The sequence below is a fragment of the Priestia sp. SRI_019 genome (assembly GCF_057586255.1).
The window spans coordinates 1,434,406-1,448,990 of record NZ_JBYCZN010000001.1 but is presented as its reverse complement, the minus strand read 5'-3'; the positions used below and the strand labels follow the sequence as shown (position 1 = coordinate 1,448,990).

The following is a 14,585-nucleotide window of genomic DNA, read 5'->3' as shown; positions in this document are numbered from 1 at the left end:
GCCATAATAAAAAACATCCCTCTTGTACTAAGAGGGATGTTCCTTTTACTCGTTAAAAGATTTTCTTTCTGTCTCTGTCATCTTTTAAAATCTCAACGGCTTCACGGAACCGCTGGGAGTGAACAATCTCTCTTTCTCGTAAAAATCGTAAGCTGTCGTTTAAATCAGGATCATCTGATATATCAATTAACCATTGATATGTAGCTCTTGCTTTTTCTTCTGCAGCTATATCTTCATAAAGATCTGCAATCGGATCTCCTTTTGCCTGTATATACGTAGCTGTAAACGGAACGCCAGCAGCATTATTGTAATAAAGTGCACTATCATGGTTCACATAGTGTTCTGTCAACCCAGCTGCCTTCAGCTGCTCCGGCGTTGCATCTTTTGTTAGCTTATAAATCATCGTCGCAATCATTTCAAGGTGAGCAAACTCTTCTGTACCAATATCGTTTAGCAGTCCAACAACTTTATCTGGAATCGTGTAGCGCTGATTCAAATAACGAAGTGCTGCCGCAAGCTCTCCGTCCGCTCCCCCGTATTGTTCCATTAAATATTTGGCAAGCGTTGGATTACACGTGCTTACTTTCACTGGATACTGCAATTTCTTTTCATACACCCACATATAGCTCCCGCCTTTATCTGCTTATATTTGCCATGGCCAAGGGCTTGTTCCCCAGCTCCACTTTCCGTCGGTATAGCTGTTTCCATATTGCTGAAGCGGCCCGTACTTTGTTTCAAAGGTTCTTTTTAACTGCATAGCCTGCTGCGCGTATTCGTTAAACTGCTGCATAGCCTGCTGATCATTTGGATGAGTATCTAAATACAGCGTTAATTCTACTAATGCAAAATCAACGGCCTGTATTTCTTCTAAATCCCTGTAGTACTCTGGAGGTAGATTTTTCATTCTTCATCCCTCTTCTTATCTTTGTATGGATTTTCATAGTAATCCCAAAAAGCCGGCCACAGCGTTCCTTTTTTCAGCGCTTCTTTTGGAGAAAACTGCTGCAGGTTTGGCGGCTGAAATCCCATGTATAAATGAGGCGGCGTAGAATAATATTTAACTCCTATCGGCCGGCAAGGATCATAGATACTGTGGAAAGGTTGATAGGTCTTAACCGGTGTAAACATCTTTTTTGGATTGTTATCCATGAAAATTCCTCCTCTAAAAACACACTCTGTTTTATCCTATTCAGCTTTTATCGAGTTCATGAAGGAATTTACTTCCTACTTAGGAACGAACCTTTTCGTCATCAAAAAGGCCTATATAAAAACGTTATATTTGCCCAATCCCTTTAGGCATCTTTCTCATATCTTATAAAATAGTGATAAAAGAAGAGGTGTTAAAAAATGAACATTAATTACATGGATTTTTATTCATACTCAACAAGATTCCCTGGCCCTCAACTCCCTCCAGGCCCTCCTAGACCACCAGGCGGCTTGCCTACACCTAGCCCGCAGCAGGCTCCAACTTCTCCTCCGCCGGCATTTATTCCGGCTCAACAAACGGCAACTCCATTTGCCGTTGATCCTGGAGCGATTTCTCTATGTCTGTTCCGAAATACGTTCATATGGCTTAGAAACGGCTCTAGCTTCTGGTATTTCCCTATTTTTGTAGGCCCGCGATCGGTTGCAGGTTTTAGATGGAACGGACGTTTTTGGACCATTTTCGGTGTGGATACACGACAAATTGTTTCGTTTACGTGTTTTTAAACGTTAAGAAAAGAAATTGAGACATAGTTAAATCAATACAACCTAGAGACGAGCAAATTGGATACATGAACTAGTATGGGTGGCTTGTGACACCGCTGTTGATTGGAGGGCAAGACTTCGCTTTCCGCAGGAGTCTTCGCCTTGCCCTCCAATCAACAACTAGAAATAACTGAATAAATATATGAAAGCTATGTTCACCATACTAATAAAAAAATCCGAACGAGTTTGATTCTCCATCAAGAATCAAACTCATTCGGATCTTCTAACTAACATATTTTTATCCCAGCTTTTTTTGCCTACTAACCACGATTACACTATTGTTCTTATTCCAAAACCAATCAGCAGCACGCCACTGCATCGTTGAAAGGCTTTTTGAAACACCGGTTTTTTAAACCATTTTTTCACGTAATCTATTACATACACCAAGATTAAAAACCACCCTACTGCTATAAGCGTCAGAATAAAACCGAGTATCAGCAGCTGTTGATTTGTGTGTGCATCCAAGTTAATAAACTGCGGCATAAACGTAATATAAACTAATACCGTTTTAGGATTAAGAAAATTACTAAGAGCTCCCTGTATGTAGGATTCTTTATAGCAGCGATTAGATGAAGACTTTACAGTTTTTGTTTCTTCTGAAATGGCCTTCAATGAGAGCGTATTTTTGGTCAGAAATATTTTGATGCCTAAGTAAAATAAGTACGCTGCCCCTATGTATTTAATCGTGTTAAATAGATACACCGACTGCGCAATAACAACAGACAAGCCAAGCACAGCAATTAACGTCCAAAACGTGAGGCCTGTAGCCATACCGAGTATGGTGAAACGTCCTGCTTTTGCTCCGTGATGAAGCGTATTTTTCATGATAAGAATTGTATCAGCACCAGGTATCATCGACATGACCAATGCCATCAGCATGTAAGCAGCTAAATGATCCACAGCTCTTCTCTCCCTTCTAAGCTATTACTAGCATCCTGTTTTCTTTTCACTTTCAAATATTTTCATATATTGTTTTGGCGTTAACCCAACCTGACTTTTAAAAAATTTAGTCAAATGACTTTGATCACTAAATCCCGTTAGAAAGGATACGTCAATTGGCTTTTTCCCCTGCTCTAGCAGCTTTTTAGCCTGATTGATTCGAATTGTTTCCAAGTAGCTGTATGGAGAAATTCCTTTTTGCTTTGTAAAAGAGCGCAGCAGCCGGTATTTGCTCCATCCAATTAGCTGACTTAACTCATCCAGCGTGATCTTGTTTGTATAGTTGTCTTCCAAATAGCTGCAGATCGTTGTAATTTCACGGGACGTGTCAACGGCTGACGAAAGAAAAGAAAGGTTTGAATGATCCTGCATGAGTTCTTCTAGCAAATATAAAAATAACTCTTCTTTCTTAAACTCCCGTTCACCATTTAAAATTTGCAAATGAAGCTCTTTTAAACTAGAGACAGCATCACTTCTTTGTACCACGCTGCTGTTAAAACGCGGAAGACTGTCACTTCCGTTAATGTCAAAAACGGCTTTTTTCATCACTTCTGGCGTCACGTTAATACAGCGATAATCAAGCGTTTTGCCGTCTATTTGTTCACAGCTATGGACATCATACGGATTAAACAGCAGCAAATCTCCTGGATTAATGATGTATTCTTTGCCTTGGCAAATTAAATGACGCTGACCTTCTTCAATAAATCCAATCACATAATACTCGTGAAAATGAGCAGGAAACTTTTGCATAATCCCTTTAAAACGATAAGCTTCAATATGTAAATCGGCGTCAACGTGCGCCGTGCGAATTTCTTTTACCATCAATGACCCCTCCTTGTCACATACTAAGCTTTTTAACCATACCATTCACTCGAAAATTTTTCTTGTATGATATTGCAGATAAGACTTTTTCCATTACTTTTATCCGTTCAGCTACGGGTGGTACTAATCACCCTTAAGAGTGATTTCTCTTCTTTCCTCTAGTAATTTTCTGCTCAAATGATAAAATATAGACACATTTTATGGACGAAAGAAGGGATACCGTGAAATATAGACAAATTAAATGGCTGATTTTGCTTCTTCCAACTCTGACCATCGCGCTTTGGGAGTATGTTCGTCATGCCTTTTTGCTCCCTTACATCTCAATGGATATGGGAAATGTGTTTTCTCCGCTCCTTGTCTTTTTTGTAACGCTTGTATTTGTCCGCTATTTATTTTCTATTTTAGAAAAAATGCAAGAGGAACTAAGACAAGAAAAAGAAAAGAAAGCAGCACTTATTGAACGTGAAAAATTAGCTCGTGAACTGCATGACGGTATTGCACAGTCGCTGTTTCTCCTATCTGTTAAAATGAACAAGTTCGGAAGAAAAAATAAATTAGAACAGGATCCTGACTTTATCCGGATGAAACAAACCCTTCAGCATGTCCATGACGATACGCGTCAAGCGATTACGAATTTAAAGCACTCTCCGTCTGACTCTTCCGAAAGCTGGACCGAAAGCATTCATCAATACGTCGATGATTTAACACATACTCATTTACTAGATGTAAACCTAGATTGGAGACTGTCAGAAACAACGCTGTCGAGAAAAGAAAAAAACGAGCTGTTTGCTTGTGTAAAGGAAGCGGCTATGAATGTAATCAAACATGCAAAAACGAATAAAATCTGGATTACAGCCACTGAAACGGCCGGGGGATGGATTTGTGAAATTACAGATTTAGGTACAGGTTTTACGTCCGACTCTCTCAAGTCCGGTCTTGGTTTGCAAATTATGAAAGATCGTGCGAAGGACATGAACTGGGACTTTTCCATTGAGCGAAAACAGAACCAAACCATTGTTAGCATTAAAAAGGGGGTTATGTAAATGCAGCCGTTTCGTATTTTGATTGTAGATGATCATGCTCATGCGAGAGAAGGCATTCGCGATATTTTAGAAGAATATGAAGATTTTATTATTGTTGGCGAAGGAACCAACGGGCAAGAAGCCATTGAACTGACTGAAAAGTTAATGCCTGATATCGTACTAATGGACATTGGAATGCCTGTGATGAACGGGTTGGAAGCGACAAAACAAATTAAGCTTCAGTTTCCGTACGTTAAAATTGTGGTTATCACGGTTTCAGACGATATTACGGATTTATTTGATGCGCTGAAAAAAGGCGCACAGGGCTATTTGTTAAAAAACCTGCAGTCTGAAGTGTGGTACGACTATTTGCGTGCGTTCGCTTTAGATGAAGTTCCTATGTCAAAAGAAATTGCGTTTCAAATTTTAAAAGAGTTTCCGCAAGAAACATCGATAAAAAAACTCGACACTCCCCTTTCTGCACGAGAGCTTGAAGTGCTTCAATTAGTGGCTAAAGGACTGTCAAACCGCGATATCTCCGCGCAGTTATTTATTTCTGAACACACGGTAAAAAGCCATTTAAAAAATATTTTAAGCAAGCTTCATTTAGAAAACCGCGTGCAGCTGACAAGCTATGCGTTTCAAAATGGCTTGATGAACTAACAGCTTTCACGAGCTGTTTTTTTGTGTTCATAGATGTAAAACATTTTATTTTTCTATAAATTATCTGAAAACTATTATGAAGTTATTAGCATTTGAATATTGAAAATGAGAACGGATTCTTATAGGATTTTTTAGAAGTAAGAATTAACATGTAATAACTACCTGGGGGATACCATGAATTTTTTAAGAGCGCTTTTAAAACGAAAATCTGTATGGTTTATTTTGATCGGAATTGCTGTTTTTGTCTACATAAACAACAGCTCTTTATTGACAAAAAGAAGCGGACAGCCTCTCCTTCTTGCTCATAGAGGCGTAGCTCAAACGTTTAACATAAAAGGGATTCAAAATGATACGTGTACAGCGGAACGCATCTATAAACCTGAGCACTCTTTTTTAGAAAATACGATTCCGTCTATAAAAGAAGCCTTTAAAGACGGAGCTGATATAGTCGAGCTTGACGTTCACATTACAAAAGACAATCAGTTTGCTGTGTTTCATGATTGGACTCTTGATTGCCGGACAAACGGAACGGGCGTAACACGGGACTACACGATGGCGGAATTAAAAAAGCTTGATATTGGGTACGGCTACACGGCAGACGGAGGAAAAACGCATCCTTTTCGGGGCAAAGGAGTTAACCTTATGCCTTCTCTAGACGAAGTGATGAAATACTTTCCGCACAAATCTTTTCTTATTCACGTAAAAAGCAATGATCCTGAAGAAGGAAAAAAATTAGCAACGTACTTGTCCCATCTCTCTAAAGAACGCTTAAAAAACATCACTGTCTACGGAGGAGACGAACCGATTAATTCGCTGAAAAAAGCGATGCCCAACTTAAAAGTCATGTCAAAAGCAACGATGAAATCTTGCCTTATTCCATATATAGCAACCGGGTGGAGCGGATACATGCCTAAAACATGCGAAAACACTGAACTACATATACCCGAAAAGATCGGACCTTTTCTGTGGGGATGGCCAAACCGCTTTTTAAACCGAATGGATCTTATCAATACCCGGACGATTATTGTAGGCGGAAACGGAAGCGAATTTTCCACAGGATTTGATTCTGTCAAAGACATAAACCGCCTTCCGGCTAATTATTCAGGTGGAATTTGGACAAATCGTATTGATCGTCTAGGTCCTTATTATGAAAAGAAAAAGAAATAATCGAAAAAGCATCTGCCCTTTCTACATTAAGCAGATGCTTTTTTTATTAGCACCTTCCTCTTATAAGTCTCAACAATCACTCTCAGGAGTGATGGCTAATTCTCCCTTTCCTTCTATAATAAAAGCACGTTCGTTAGTAAAAAGGAGGAAAAAATGATGCAGGAAAAGCGCGAAGAAACAACGAGTACAACTAAAAAAAGCACGACGCGTTCTCAAGGCCTATACAAAGCTATATGGCGCTGGCACTTTTATGCGGGTTTAGTATTTACTCCGTTTCTTCTTATATTAGCTGTTACTGGAGGCATGTATTTATTCAAGCCTCAAATTGAAGAAAGACTGTACCACGACTTGTATCATGTTCAAGCTCAGTCACAGTCTACATCCCCTTCAGCACAAGTGCAGGCTGTAAAGGAAAAGTATCCAGGCGCTGACGTGTTGACGTATAAGCCCAGTGAGCGCTCCACTCGTTCTTCAGAAGTAGGAATCTCATTAAAAGACCATACATATACGATTTTTGTTAATCCTCACAATGGTCACATTGTAGGAAAACTGGATGATTCGAGTCGCTTAATGAATCAAATTGAAGAATTTCACGGAGAGCTAATGGCAGGAACAGCGGGTGATCGTATTGTAGAACTGGCTGCCTGCTGGGCGGTTGTCTTAATTGTAACCGGTGCTTTTTTATGGTGGCCGCGCAAAAAAGACAAAGTAAAAGGCGTGCTGATCCCTCGTTTTTCAAAAGGTAAAAACGTGCTTGCACGAGACCTTCATGCGGTACCGGCCTTTTGGATTTCAGCCGGTATGCTTTTTCTCGTACTAACGGGCCTTCCGTGGTCAGGACTGTGGGGCAATGCGTTTCAGCAAATCGCCACAAACGCAGGCGTTGGGTACCCTCCGTCTATTTGGGTAGGCAGTGCCCCTACTTCAACCGTGCAAACAAAAGATGTAGCGGACGTGCCTTGGGGAGCTGAAACGTTAGAAGTTCCAAGCTCCACATCTTCGCAATATACAAAAGTATCGCTTGATGACATTGTAGATATTGCAAAAGAACAGCTTATGCACGACGGCTATACCATTTCTATTCCACAGGAACCTCAAGGCGTGTATACGCTCTCTGTTTTTTCACCAAGAGCTCAGGATGAAGCAACCATTCACCTTGATCAATACACCGGCGCTGTGTTAGCTGATTATCGGTACGACAACTATGGATTTATGGGAAAATTGATTGCGCTTGGTATTACGCTTCATAAAGGTACACAGTTTGGGTTTATAAATCAGCTTATTGGCCTCATTATTTGTATCGGAATTGCTGGTATCGCCATCAGCGGAGCCTTACTGTGGTGGAAACGAAAACCAGCTAAAAACATAGGTTCTCCTAAAGTTCCTGAAGGAAATGCAATGCGCATCGTGACGTGTATAATCGTGGTGTTTGGTCTTGTCTTTCCTTTAGTCGGACTGTCCTTAGTTATCGTGTGGCTTTTAGATTTCTTTGTCATCAAACGAATTACAGCATTGAAGCGGTTTTTAAACGCATGATGCATGAAACGATGTGAGGTGCAGTAACAATGAACAAATGGAAAATACCCGGATTGGTCATACTCAGTACGATTTTACTTTCCGCGTGCTCTGTAAACAGTAACGCAGATCAGCTCTACAAGCAGCCAAAGCCTCTGTCTGCGCATGTGATGCTTCCTGAAAATATAGAGCCACGGAGCACACAGGTACTAGAAGTGCACGTAATGCAACAAAATAAAACGGTGAATGATGCAAAAAGCGTTCAGTTTAAAGTGTGGAAAAAAGATGCTCCCGGTAAAGTTGAAACAGTAAAAGCGCATTATGACGGCAGTATGTATAAAGCAAAAGCAACCTTTAAAGAGGATGGTATTTATTATATTAAAACCGATATTAACGCGCGCGGTGAACACATCCTTCCTACTCAGCAAGTCGCAGTAGGCAAATTATCGAAAGAAGAGTTACGTTCACTGCAGCCAGCTGAAAACGAAACGCACCATCATCACTCTCATCATTAGGCATAAGCTCACGTTCAGGGGCTGTACGTGAGCTTATGTTTTTCTTATAAATTCTAGCTAGTTCCATTATATGTTTTTACATTTTTTTCTTATTACTTTAAAATAAAAGTGATAAACGTTTTATAAAGGAGTTTTACAGATTGAAAAAAATTGTTTCTGGTATTTTAATTTTAGTATTAGCCGTTATTGTTATGATTGAAGGAAATCCGTTAGAGCAGAACTCTTCAACGAATACCTCCTACGATGAAGTAATTACCTTCCCTGCTGATCGTTACCCTGAAACTGCAGCGCACATTCAACATGCAATCGATAAAGGAAAATCGGCTGTTTGTACAATTGACCGAGACGGGGCTGAGGAAAACCGCCGTGAGTCTTTAAAAGGCATTCCGACTAAAAGAGGCTATGACCGAGATGAGTTTCCGATGGCCTTTTGTGAAGAAGGCGGAAGCGGTGCCGATATTGAATATGTAAAGCCTTCAGACAACCGAGGCGCCGGGTCTTGGATCTCCCATCAAGTAGACGAGTTTTCTGACGGTACGAAGGTTTTAATTGAAGTGAAGTAAAAAGAATGGTCGTGATGACCTTTCATTTTTTATATTAAAAGTCTATAAAAAATGAAAAATTGCTCTTGCCTAAAGATACTCTTCACTTTTAAAATAAAAACGTGTGTGTTACATATATGCATCATCGTTTTATAGGAGGAATGAGTTTCTTGGACAATCTATGGCAGCAGCTACTCCCTGCCTCATGGCAATTAACTTTATTTATTTTCTTTTTTGTTTATATCTTGCGCTACAAACAAGAGAATAAATTTAGCATGCAGCTTCACTTGCTGCTTAAGTTTCTTTATGCCGTTATTTTGATTTTAAATGCGGTGTTGTTTTTAGTGGAAAGTCAGCGCGATTTTCTTTTTTATGCAACGCTTTTCATGAGTATCCTGACAATTATTTTGATGGAGTTCACGCTTTCTGCAAAAAAACAGAACGAGCTTGATTTTATTTCAGCCGTTTCTTGCTGTGTTCTTCCGATTTTTATTTCTTTACTTGAACTTAGTTAATGAACCAAAGGCCTCTGGTGATTCAGAGGCCTTTTTGATGTTATTGATCTTTGTTGTTACGGTCCATCATATCTTTTGGATCTTCTACAATATCTTCTGGATCACGGTTGTTATCTTTTTCATCATCTCGATACATCTTGTCATTTTTATCTACGCCAGGTACGTTATTGTTGTTGTTCATATTGTCTAAGCCCGTGTTTACAAACGTCACGTATACTTTGTCAATTTTACTATCTGCTTCTCTCACACGGTCCGCAATTTTTTGTTCAAAATCAGTTGAAACTTCATGATAAGTATCGCCGTTATACGTTACGTTGTTGACCTTGCCGTTATCATTATTGTCCGCTGCGTCATTTCCGGCTAGGTCTACCGTTACATAGGCATTATTATTATCGCGAAGCACATATGCATCATCAACTTCCTTCATATCTTCTACATTTTGCGCTGCTTTAACTGACTTGGTCGGCTGATCGGTGTTATCCATTGGGATATTGTTATCAACCCCGTCGTTTGTAGAAGTGTTGCGTAATCCATTTTGAGTGTCGTCCATTGCGTTATTGTCCTTATTTCCTCCGCATGCAGCTAGACCTGAAAGGAAAAGAACTGAAGAAGCAATGATAAGTCCTTTTTTCATTTTTTCCATCTCCTTAAATATAGTTTGCAGTCGTATTATGCTTAATTTTTGCAAAACTATTCAAAGAAGACGGAGAAGTGAGAGCCTTTTTTCTAACTATGCTTAACGCTGCTAGCAATACTATAGGGAACATTTCAAGATTGCAGCTGTGCTTATTCACCTAATAGCTTTCGGACAGCTATTGACAGCGTATTGACATGCCGTTCTACGTTCGCCGCCTCAGCAACTTGTTTCTGTTCATCGACGTTGTAAACCGGCGCTGGATTTTGTGTAATTCCGTTGATCGTTGTAGCCATAAAAGCTAGCAGGTCATCTGCTGGTACAGCCGGAGAGAAATTCTTTACTTCTATTTGTTCCGTAATAAAGTCGTGAAGCTTTTTTTGGATATATTTAAGGTTTGATACTTCAACTAGCTGATCTTCAATTTTCATAAAACGCTGAGGGTCTTTTGAATACAACGCTACTAGTTCAAAGTAAATTTCTCCTCCCGCTGTCATTGATTCCTGGATATGCTCTCCAATATACATAATAAAATCATGTAACATTTCAAAGGAGTCTTTCTTTGTCTGAAGCAGGGCTTCAATTTTATCTTTTACTTTATAGCTGACGCTTTCTTGATTAAGAAGTCCGACAAATACTTCATCAAGGTTTGAAAAATATTTGTACACGCCTCCTTGACTCATTCCAGCTTCCAAAACGATATCTCGCATGGCTACATCATGCACCGGTTTGCTCTTGCATACTCTTTTGGCTGCTTCTAAAATCTCTTGCTTCTTTTTTTCAGCGTATCCTTCCCTTACTTTTGGCATTCTTTTCACGCTCGCTTACTTTTTTATTTATTCCCGAAGGTCTCGAGTGTATCAATAATCACCTGAGCTGCTTTTTCAGCTCCCTTTTCAGCTCGGATTTGTTTTCCGATTTCCTGTGCTTTGAATCGAATTTCATGAACTTGCGTACAGGAAATAGCTGCGGATAATTTTTCAGCCGTCAATTCTTTTCTCGGAATGGCTTTTGCTCCAGCTCCTAGCTCATGAATTTTTCTTCCCCAAGCGAATTGGTCATTTCCATAAGGAATAATAACACTTGGAACACCGGCTCGAAGGCCTTCGGCTGTTGTTCCGGCTCCTCCATGATGAACAACGGCAGACATTTTAGGAAACAGCCACTCATGAGGGATATTTTTTACAAATAAAATGTCTTCTGCTATCTCCTCGGTGTGGTTCATTCCACTTCCTCCTATATTGATGATACCTCGTTTCCCGGCAAGTTTTAAGGCTTTAATCACTAAAGCAGTCGTTTCGTCTGCGTTTTTTTTATCCCCAACACTTCCAAATCCAATATAAACCGGCGGTTCTCCATCCTTTAAAAATCTTTCCAGCTTCTCTTCCGGCTGATAGCTACGGTCACTGTCCATAAACCAATTTCCGTAGGAATGAACGTGTTCAGGGCAATCTTTAGATACGGAAAATACGGCGGGACTTGATGAAATAATAGTTGGGTTAGCTGCTGTACGCTGCTTTGGGTACGGACATAAAAAATCGTCAGGTCCTTCTCCATGCTGCTGAACCCAATATTTTTTTAAAGGACCACTTACTACTTTCCAAAATCCCCATTCAAAAATGCGATGCGTCAGCTTATTGTATATTTTTCCAAATTGTGGTCGGTCATAAAAAATTAAAGCTGGATAGTCTTTTGTTGGTGTCATTGGAAAAGGGCTGGCTAAGATACTTGGTATATTCATCTCTTTAGCAGCAAAGTAACCAATTGCCGCACCTGGATGATATACAATTGCATCGGCTCCTTTGCATGCTTTGTGCAAATCTTCTTGTATATTAATCATCATACCCATCATCTTTTCATTTTTTAAGCTTGAAAAAAATTTGAGAGGATTGTCTGCATTAATTGCGTCGTCTGCTGCTCCGCTCTCTATAATTTTAGAAACATCTCCCCGAAGCATGGCATATTCAAACCCGTACGATTCTATGAAGTTTTGGTAAGCTTCTGAAGCGGCAATTCGTACACGGTATCCTTTCTTTTTTAGCTCTAATCCTAAAGCCATAAAAGGCTGGGTGTCTCCTCGAGTTCCTGTTGTTAACATCGTAATAAGCATTATTTCAGCCTCCTTATATTAAAACGACAACTATGTCGTTTTAATATAATGTACCCTTCTCGGATTAATGCGTCAATAAAAAAACGACAATATTGTCGCTTTTATTACTATCTTTTATTTTCCTAAGGCTCTTTTCGTAAAAATGATTGCCTTTAATTATAACAAGGAAAAATTTCCTTTTTACAGTATTGTATAAAGAAAGACCTATTCAGCTAACGGGCAGCAATGTTGAGTAGGGTTTACTTATCCTTAAATAAAATATTTTCAAAACATCATAAAAGGAAGTGTGTACTATTGGGCAGTGAAAGTAAACCCATTATTTTCCCATTAAATAATGACTTAATAGAGGATATCAATATGACAAATGATTATTTTAAGCTATATGGCAGAGTTGTCCCCACTTTACAAGCAGGAAAGTGGTCTTATAAAGAAGTTCTTTTTGATGAAGCTAGAGAAACACGTTTTCCAGATGACAAACTTGATTGGAGCCAATATATAAACCGAGAGGATAAAGCTTTGTTTTTAGCTTATATGAATAATACTTGCATAGGACAGATTAGAATAAATAAGGATTGGAATCGTTTCTGTTATATTGAAAATATTGCTACTAAAAAAGATTATAGAGGCAGCGGCGTCGGAAAGTTGCTCTTAAATAAAGCAGAAGAGTGGGCAAAACAAAGAAACCTTATAGGAATGTCCTTGGAAGCACAAGATGATAATCTTGGTGCATGCAGATTTTATGTGAAACAAGGATTCATACTAGGTGGAGTTGACACACTAAAGCAATCATATAATCCTACTATTGAAACCACTTTATACTGGTATAAGTTATTCAAGTAATAGGGGTTTTAGCGGAATAAGTAATACAGTCGTTTCAACATAGGAATTTTAAAAGGTCAAGCTCGTCTTTAGTGAAGTCCGAAAACCTGGCATAGATGTTTTTAATCATTGAGCAACCGCCTCCTGAAAGAGTATCTTATCACCTCTTATCAGGAAATAATCTATGCGAAAAGAGCTTTTCCTACAGATAAGCCCGCTCTTTATAAAGAATGAAAAAAAGATGCTTCGCGTTTTAAACGAAGCATCTTTTTTATTGCAGCTATGAATGTCTGCCTACTTTTTTAAGTTAAACTGCCCGTGAGGCAGCTAATTTCTCAATCGGGGCTTGTTCAATGTCTGCTGCTGATATAGTCAGCAATTTTTCTAAAACAGCCGTTATGCCCTTATTTGTTTCATTACTTTTTTTGCAGTCATTAATATGCTGGTTTAATTGTTTTTTATAAGCCTCGGTATGAATGAGCCACTGACTTAAAAGCTCTTTTGTCGCCTTTCTTTCGTCTTCGCTTTTAGCTCCAAATAAGCTCTCCATATCAGGTTCTTGAATAATTAGCTTACTAAAATCTTCGCTTACTGCAAGCCAAAAATAGTTTTTTTCGTATTCGTAATATCTGTGTTCCTTTAATAAAAAGTAGCCAATTTCAAATTCAATGCGATAGAGCGGCTGGTTAACTTTCGGCGCATGAAGGCTTTTAAAGTTAATATGCTCTACATCATCTACATAAACCTCTGAACCGTATTGGGTTTTAATCATCTTAGCATCTACTGTATTCATGGTGTTTACCTCTTTAAGGATATTATGAGAGAACGCGTACATTCTTTTTCTAGAATGCGCACGTTCTTTATCTTTTACTTAGCTTTGAACAGCGTTTTTCCAATCAGCCGCAAATTTTTCAATTCCTTGTTCGGTTAAAGGATGTTTAACAAGCTGCTCGATTACTGAATATGGAATCGTTGCAATATGAGCTCCGGCAAGGGCTACGCGTGTAACGTGGTCCGGATGTCTTACAGAAGCCGCAATGATTTGCGAGTCGATATTTTGAATGCGGAACAACTCGGCAATTTTAGCCACAAGCTGTACGCCGTCTTCTGAAATATCATCAAGGCGACCAAGGAATGGAGATACATATGTTGCACCTGCACGGGCTGCTAAAAGCGCTTGGTTCACAGTGAAAATAAGCGTTACGTTTGTTTTTACACCTTTTTTAGCAAGGTAGCGAGTCGCTTCTAATCCAGCGATTGTCATTGGAAGCTTAATCGTAATGTTTTGATCCCCGCCATTAATTTTGATTAGTTCTTCTGCTTGCGCAATCATGTCTTCTGCTGTTTGGGCATCCGGCGTCACTTCTGCTGAAACGGATTCTACTTCTGGAACAGTTTTTAAAATTTCTTCAATACGATCTTCAAACTTTACGCCTTCTTTTGCAACAAGAGAAGGGTTTGTTGTGACGCCAGATAAAACGCCCACTTTGTATGCTTTTTTAATATCGTCAAGGTTTGCAGTATCAATAAAAAATTTCATTTTTTCATTCCTCCATTAGTTTTTTTTACTATA

The 14,585-nt window shown here is 39.2% G+C and carries 19 protein-coding genes; 9 read left to right on the top strand and 10 right to left on the bottom strand.

The annotated features are described in order from the left end of the window. Nucleotides 1-52: 52 nt before the first annotated feature. From cotJC to AC2YJL_RS07795, 3 genes are read right to left on the bottom strand one after another with little or no spacing between them, the layout of a single operon-like run. A complete protein-coding gene (gene cotJC / locus AC2YJL_RS07805; protein WP_025751043.1) occupies nucleotides 53-622 on the bottom strand; it encodes a spore coat protein CotJC in 570 nt (189 codons plus the stop codon). 21 nt (nucleotides 623-643) lie between these two features. After that, nucleotides 644-904 (bottom strand): spore coat protein CotJB, encoded by a 261-nt coding sequence (locus AC2YJL_RS07800; RefSeq protein WP_195696486.1) that lies wholly within the window; start codon nucleotides 902-904, stop codon nucleotides 644-646. Next, a complete protein-coding gene (locus AC2YJL_RS07795) occupies nucleotides 901-1,149 on the bottom strand; it encodes a spore coat associated protein CotJA (RefSeq protein ID WP_276510998.1) in 249 nt (82 codons plus the stop codon). The genes AC2YJL_RS07800 and AC2YJL_RS07795 overlap by 4 nt, the downstream gene beginning before the upstream one ends. 198 nt (nucleotides 1,150-1,347) lie before the next feature. Between AC2YJL_RS07795 and AC2YJL_RS07790 the strand changes: the two genes are divergently transcribed. Then, nucleotides 1,348-1,710 carry a transporter gene (locus tag AC2YJL_RS07790; protein ID WP_153253242.1) on the top strand — a complete coding sequence of 121 codons (363 nt, stop codon included), beginning with the start codon at nucleotides 1,348-1,350 and terminating at the stop codon, nucleotides 1,708-1,710. A 309-nt stretch (nucleotides 1,711-2,019) separates the two neighbouring features. On the opposite strand, the gene AC2YJL_RS07785 is transcribed toward AC2YJL_RS07790, so the two are convergent. Continuing rightward, nucleotides 2,020-2,649, bottom strand: a complete 630-nt coding sequence (locus AC2YJL_RS07785) for a LysE family translocator (RefSeq protein ID WP_195696485.1) — start codon at nucleotides 2,647-2,649, stop codon at nucleotides 2,020-2,022. A gap of 27 nt (nucleotides 2,650-2,676) precedes the next feature. Beyond that, on the bottom strand, nucleotides 2,677-3,510 hold the full coding sequence (locus AC2YJL_RS07780) for an AraC family ligand binding domain-containing protein (RefSeq protein WP_195696484.1): 834 nt from the start codon (nucleotides 3,508-3,510) through the stop codon (nucleotides 2,677-2,679). Between the two features lie 221 nt (nucleotides 3,511-3,731). On the opposite strand from AC2YJL_RS07780, the gene AC2YJL_RS07775 reads away from it, so the two are divergent. From AC2YJL_RS07775 to AC2YJL_RS07745, 7 genes are all read left to right on the top strand, one after another. Continuing rightward, a complete protein-coding gene (locus tag AC2YJL_RS07775) occupies nucleotides 3,732-4,553 on the top strand; it encodes a sensor histidine kinase (protein WP_195696483.1) in 822 nt (273 codons plus the stop codon). Then, on the top strand, nucleotides 4,554-5,195 hold the full coding sequence (locus tag AC2YJL_RS07770; protein WP_195696482.1) for a response regulator: 642 nt from the start codon (nucleotides 4,554-4,556) through the stop codon (nucleotides 5,193-5,195). A gap of 174 nt (nucleotides 5,196-5,369) precedes the next feature. After that, nucleotides 5,370-6,362, top strand: coding sequence for a glycerophosphodiester phosphodiesterase family protein (locus AC2YJL_RS07765; protein ID WP_230933075.1), 993 nt, complete (start codon nucleotides 5,370-5,372; stop codon nucleotides 6,360-6,362). Between the two features lie 153 nt (nucleotides 6,363-6,515). Further along, the gene (locus tag AC2YJL_RS07760) at nucleotides 6,516-7,898 is read left to right on the top strand and encodes a PepSY-associated TM helix domain-containing protein (RefSeq protein WP_487374692.1); all 1,383 of its coding nucleotides are present in this window, start codon (nucleotides 6,516-6,518) and stop codon (nucleotides 7,896-7,898) included. Between the two features lie 29 nt (nucleotides 7,899-7,927). Next, nucleotides 7,928-8,392 carry a FixH family protein gene (locus AC2YJL_RS07755; RefSeq protein ID WP_195696479.1) on the top strand — a complete coding sequence of 155 codons (465 nt, stop codon included), beginning with the start codon at nucleotides 7,928-7,930 and terminating at the stop codon, nucleotides 8,390-8,392. Nucleotides 8,393-8,532: 140 nt separating this feature from the next. Then, nucleotides 8,533-8,955, top strand: coding sequence for a NucA/NucB deoxyribonuclease domain-containing protein (locus AC2YJL_RS07750; RefSeq protein WP_195696478.1), 423 nt, complete (start codon nucleotides 8,533-8,535; stop codon nucleotides 8,953-8,955). A 149-nt stretch (nucleotides 8,956-9,104) separates the two neighbouring features. After that, entirely contained in the window at nucleotides 9,105-9,449 is a 345-nt protein-coding gene (locus tag AC2YJL_RS07745; protein ID WP_025751033.1) for a DUF1516 family protein, read from the top strand. 40 nt (nucleotides 9,450-9,489) lie between these two features. Here AC2YJL_RS07745 and AC2YJL_RS07740 read toward each other — a convergent pair whose 3' ends face one another. The 3 genes from AC2YJL_RS07740 to AC2YJL_RS07730 form a co-directional block, all read right to left on the bottom strand. Further along, nucleotides 9,490-10,083, bottom strand: a complete 594-nt coding sequence (locus tag AC2YJL_RS07740; protein ID WP_195696476.1) for a hypothetical protein — start codon at nucleotides 10,081-10,083, stop codon at nucleotides 9,490-9,492. Between the two features lie 152 nt (nucleotides 10,084-10,235). Beyond that, complete coding sequence (locus AC2YJL_RS07735; RefSeq protein WP_195696475.1) at nucleotides 10,236-10,892, bottom strand: TetR/AcrR family transcriptional regulator; 657 nt, start codon at nucleotides 10,890-10,892, stop codon at nucleotides 10,236-10,238. A 23-nt stretch (nucleotides 10,893-10,915) separates the two neighbouring features. Continuing rightward, nucleotides 10,916-12,193: a glycosyltransferase gene (locus AC2YJL_RS07730; protein ID WP_487374691.1), complete on the bottom strand. Its 1,278-nt coding sequence runs from the start codon at nucleotides 12,191-12,193 to the stop codon at nucleotides 10,916-10,918. A gap of 294 nt (nucleotides 12,194-12,487) precedes the next feature. On the opposite strand from AC2YJL_RS07730, the gene AC2YJL_RS07725 reads away from it, so the two are divergent. Continuing rightward, nucleotides 12,488-13,033, top strand: a complete 546-nt coding sequence (locus AC2YJL_RS07725) for a GNAT family N-acetyltransferase (protein ID WP_153253544.1) — start codon at nucleotides 12,488-12,490, stop codon at nucleotides 13,031-13,033. Between the two features lie 286 nt (nucleotides 13,034-13,319). Here AC2YJL_RS07725 and AC2YJL_RS07720 read toward each other — a convergent pair whose 3' ends face one another. Both AC2YJL_RS07720 and fsa read right to left on the bottom strand, forming a co-directional pair. Next, on the bottom strand, nucleotides 13,320-13,805 hold the full coding sequence (locus AC2YJL_RS07720; protein WP_487374690.1) for a hypothetical protein: 486 nt from the start codon (nucleotides 13,803-13,805) through the stop codon (nucleotides 13,320-13,322). Between the two features lie 78 nt (nucleotides 13,806-13,883). Continuing rightward, nucleotides 13,884-14,552 (bottom strand): fructose-6-phosphate aldolase, encoded by a 669-nt coding sequence (gene fsa, locus AC2YJL_RS07715; protein WP_050690981.1) that lies wholly within the window; start codon nucleotides 14,550-14,552, stop codon nucleotides 13,884-13,886. Nucleotides 14,553-14,585 lie beyond the last annotated feature (33 nt).